Annotated in this window: 5 protein-coding genes; 1 reads left to right on the top strand and 4 read right to left on the bottom strand. The window is 47.7% G+C overall.

Annotated elements, in window-relative coordinates; translation table 11 throughout:
- On the bottom strand, nt 1-760 hold a 760-nt coding region (locus A3751_RS20250), incomplete at its 3' end, for a M23 family metallopeptidase (protein WP_068458702.1).
- 84 nt (nt 761-844) lie between these two features.
- Between A3751_RS20250 and A3751_RS20245 the strand changes: the two genes are divergently transcribed.
- On the top strand, nt 845-1,330 hold the full coding sequence (locus A3751_RS20245) for a DUF721 domain-containing protein (RefSeq protein WP_068458701.1): 486 nt from the start codon (nt 845-847) through the stop codon (nt 1,328-1,330).
- Here the strand turns inward: A3751_RS20245 and lpxC are convergent.
- From lpxC to A3751_RS20230, 3 genes are all read right to left on the bottom strand, one after another.
- Nucleotides 1,296-2,207 (bottom strand): UDP-3-O-acyl-N-acetylglucosamine deacetylase, encoded by a 912-nt coding sequence (gene lpxC / locus A3751_RS20240; protein ID WP_068458700.1) that lies wholly within the window; start codon nt 2,205-2,207, stop codon nt 1,296-1,298. The genes A3751_RS20245 and lpxC overlap by 35 nt on opposite strands.
- A 134-nt stretch (nt 2,208-2,341) precedes the next feature.
- Nucleotides 2,342-3,508, bottom strand: a complete 1,167-nt coding sequence (ftsZ, locus tag A3751_RS20235) for a cell division protein FtsZ (RefSeq protein ID WP_068458699.1) — start codon at nt 3,506-3,508, stop codon at nt 2,342-2,344.
- A gap of 67 nt (nt 3,509-3,575) precedes the next feature.
- The coding region (locus A3751_RS20230; protein ID WP_369821266.1) for a cell division FtsA domain-containing protein at nt 3,576-3,910 on the bottom strand (335 nt) is incomplete at its 5' end.

Below are 3,910 nucleotides of genomic sequence, written 5' to 3'. Positions count from 1 at the left end.
TATACCCATCACCATGATTAACCTCGACAAGGTTGCCATAGCCATAGCGCGCGCCGGACCAAGTAACAACCCCTGCAGCAACCGAAATGATGTCACTCCCATCCTTGCCGGCAAAATCAACCCCTGCATGCCATGCTCGCTTCCCAGTGAAAGGGTCGCTGCGGTAGCCGTAGGGAGAGGACATCCATCCCCATTTTATCGGGCGGCCAGCGATAAAAGCATCATTGGCGATTTTCTCCTGATCAAACAACTGCTCCATAATGCCAAGCTGCTGCTCTCTGTCGGCAATCGTTTGAGCTAGATTTTTAAGCTCATTCTCAAAACCTTGCAGAGTAAAAGACGTACTTTCAGTTTCTTCTATGGGTCCACCAACAGATGGCTGAGATTGAAAGTCAAATTCGCCATTTTTTAGTTTCGCGACTTCGGTAAGGCGCTGGCCTAAGGCGTCGAGCCGATATATACGCGCCTGCATATCTCCCATCTTCAGAGTGAGAGCATCCAGAGTCTGCTTGCTGTCACGCTGCAATTCTCGCAATTCATGTTTTTGGTCATTGAGCGAGGAATCCCACGCCTCAATCACGACTCGATCGACCAAAGCATTTGGATCCGTTTTATAAAACTCTTTTGCGGCATAAGCGCCAAGAGCAACGAGCGCCAGAACAAAAACGAGCAACACGAAAAGTAGAATAGAAATAGCGTGCGAACCCAGCTTAATGCTGCGAGACTGTCCGTGGTGTTTGCCAACGAGAATAATGTTCATGCTTTGACTACGATTGATAATTTCATAGCTAGTAAGTATAACGCTTACAAAAGATTTAACCTAATTTGAGAAAACCGATTTCGCATGCCCCGTCAACCCCGCACAAAAAGACTTAGCGACATACTTAGTCACGAGCAAACAATTAGACGTTCTGGTGCGCTAAGGACACTTTTCTCCGGCGCAGCTTCCAGAGAATCGATCCATACCCGTTTTGAAGAATGCCTACCCGATCAACTTAAAGGGCAATTCATCGTTGCAGGTTTGCAGCAAGGCTTGTTGACGTTGCATTGCGCCTCAGCAGCGCTGGCAACGCGCTTTCGGTTTGAAGAAGACCGGATTTTAAAAGCACTTCAAATGCGAATCGGGCAATCACAGGTAGCTGCGATCAAAGTCCAAATCAGGCCCAACTCAGTTCCGAAGCCAGCCGCAAAGACAGGCAAAGTTACAAAAAAGAGAGCGGCTGGGAATCAAACGATCGACGAGCGACTGGAAGGAGTATTGGAGCGACTGGGTCGCCGCTCCGATGAGAACAAAGTTACGCTGCAAGTACCGGTTTCATATAGGAGATAGGGGCAGTGCTTGCATCTTCGTAGGTTTGAACTTCCCAAGCATCGGTTTCTTTGATCAACTTGCGTAAAAGCTTGTTATTCAGATCGTGACCGGATTTAAAGCCTTTAAACTCACCAACGAGTGAGTTGCCGAGCAGATATAGATCGCCGATTGCGTCGAGTATTTTGTGCTTGACGAACTCATCATCATAACGCAAACCGTCCTCGTTAAGCACCTTGTACTCATCAACAACAATCGCATTATCAACGCTGCCACCTAAGGCAAGATTCATTGCACGTAATCTTTCTATGTCTCGCATAAAACCAAAGGTTCTTGCTCGACTTACTTCCTTCACAAAGGAGGTGCTCGAAAAATCTATACACGCGTCTTGATTACGGTTCTTGAAAACTGGGTGATCAAAGTCGATCGAGAAGCCAACCTTAAAGCCATTAAATGGCACAAAAGTAGCGGTCTTCCCATCCTCTTCAACAGTGACTTCTCGCGTGATACGAATAAATTTCTTCGCAGCATCTTGTTCCTGAATTCCGGCGGATTGAATCAGGAACACGAACGGTCCGGCACTGCCATCCATTATTGGTACTTCTTCAGAGCTCAGTTCGATACGACAATTATCGATACCGAGACCTGCCATTGCAGACAACAAATGCTCAACGGTTGCCACCTTAACGCCATTTTTAACAAGCGTGGTCGACAGCATTGTTTCACCAACATTTTCTGCACGAGCTGCGATTTCAACATTTGGCTCAAGATCGGTTCTGATAAACACAATTCCAGAATCAATCGGTGCGGGTTTTAGGGTCAAATAAACCTTTTTCCCCGAGTGTAAGCCAACGCCTGTTGCGCGTATCGTGTTCTTTAATGTGCGTTGTCTAATCATAAGTATACTTCGCCAATTGTATGTACTGATAATTGGCCACTGGCCAAAAAACAGGCGCATACTAACAGATGGTACCTAGTTTCCCAAGCAGATTGTCTAACCTGTCACTAAGCTGTCATAAACCTTTGCGATCCTCAGTCAGCTTGTCTGCGAAGAAAAGCTGGAATATCCAAGTAATCAACACTTGGCGTTGGTTCAACGTCCTGGCGCACTGCAGCGCTGCCCTGCGAGTCGGCTGCAACAGCTCTTCGACGACTAATCGCTGGTCTATCTAACTTATTATAGTCCGTCTTCCCATCTACTGCTTTTGGCGTGTTATCGACAACCTTGACAGGCTTATCCATTGCGCTCGATAGTCCGGTCGCGACGACAGTCACTTTCAGCTCGTCTGTCATCTCTGGATCTATTACCGTTCCCACAACAACCGTTGCTGAATCTGAAGCAAACTCTTCGACAATACTACCCACTTCGGAGAACTCACCGAGATTCAAATCAATGCCCGCTGTGATGTTCACTAGGATACCGCGCGCACCTTGCAGGTTGATATCCTCAAGCAGTGGACTGCGAATCGCTGCTTCAGCTGCTTCGCGTGCACGGTTTTCACCGGTGGCTGAACCCGTACCCATCATGGCCATTCCCATTTCAGACATTACCGTCTTAACGTCAGCAAAATCCACGTTAATCATACCCGGACGGATAATCAGATCTGCGATACCCTGAACTGCGCCTTGAAGCACATCATTCGCTGCGCCAAACGCATCAAGTAGACTTGTATTTTTACCGAGTACTGCCAGAAGTTTTTCGTTTGGAATAGTAATCAATGAGTCAACGTGTTCTGCCAACTCTGCAAGTCCGGACTCTGCCAGCTTCATGCGCTTACCGCCTTCAAACGGAAACGGTTTGGTAACAACGGCAACCGTAAGGATACCCATATCGCGAGCAACTTCTGCTACGATAGGTGCGCCACCAGTTCCGGTACCACCGCCCATACCAGCCGTGATGAAGACCATGTCTGCGCCTTTTAAAGATTCCGCAATTCGATCTCGGTCTTCAAGCGCAGCTTGCTTGCCGACTTCTGGGTTTGCACCCGCACCCAAGCCTTTAGTAATCGTGCTGCCCAGCTGAATGATTTGTTTAGCGTCCAGATCTTTTAGTGCCTGCGCATCTGTATTTGCACACAGAAACTCGACACCCTCAACATCACCGGTAAGCATATGACGCACGGCATTACCGCCACCACCACCAATGCCTACTACTTTTATGACCGCGTTTTGTGAAACATTCTCTACAATCTCGAACATCACCCTATCTCCTAATTATAATTTTCAATCTGCTAGTTGTTGCTTATGCCAAATATCATTTTTGGCTTTAAAAGTTTCCTGTAAACCAGTGCTTGAGCTTGCTCATTACCCCTTCCGCCGAAGCAGCTTTTGCGCTCGGAGTTGTCCCTGACTCACGCTGGTTTAATCCATACATCAATAAGCCTACGCCCGTCGCGTACATCGGGTTATTGACGACATCTGACAATCCTGTCACTCGCTGTGGGCTAGCCAAACGAACCGGCATATGGAATATTTCCTCTGCCAGCTCTACAACGCCCTCCATCTTTGATGTGCCGCCGGTCAGTACGACTCCGGCGGCAATCAAATCTTCAAACCCACTGCGCCGCAATTCAGCTTGCACTAGGGTAAATAGTTCTTCGT

Source organism: Oleiphilus sp. HI0080 (assembly GCF_001635135.1).
Note: the sequence above shows the minus strand (reverse complement) of the source record. Positions and strands in the feature narration are given on the sequence as shown.

Bases quoted from the DNA above. Each gene is read 5' to 3' on its own strand.
- A3751_RS20245 (WP_068458701.1), top strand. From the start codon at position 845: ATGCCCCGTCAACCCCGCACAAAAAGACTTAGCGACATACTTAGTCAC.
- lpxC (WP_068458700.1), bottom strand. From the start codon at position 2,207: ATGATTAGACAACGCACATTAAAGAACACGATACGCGCAACAGGCGTT.
- ftsZ (WP_068458699.1), bottom strand. From the start codon at position 3,508: ATGTTCGAGATTGTAGAGAATGTTTCACAAAACGCGGTCATAAAAGTA.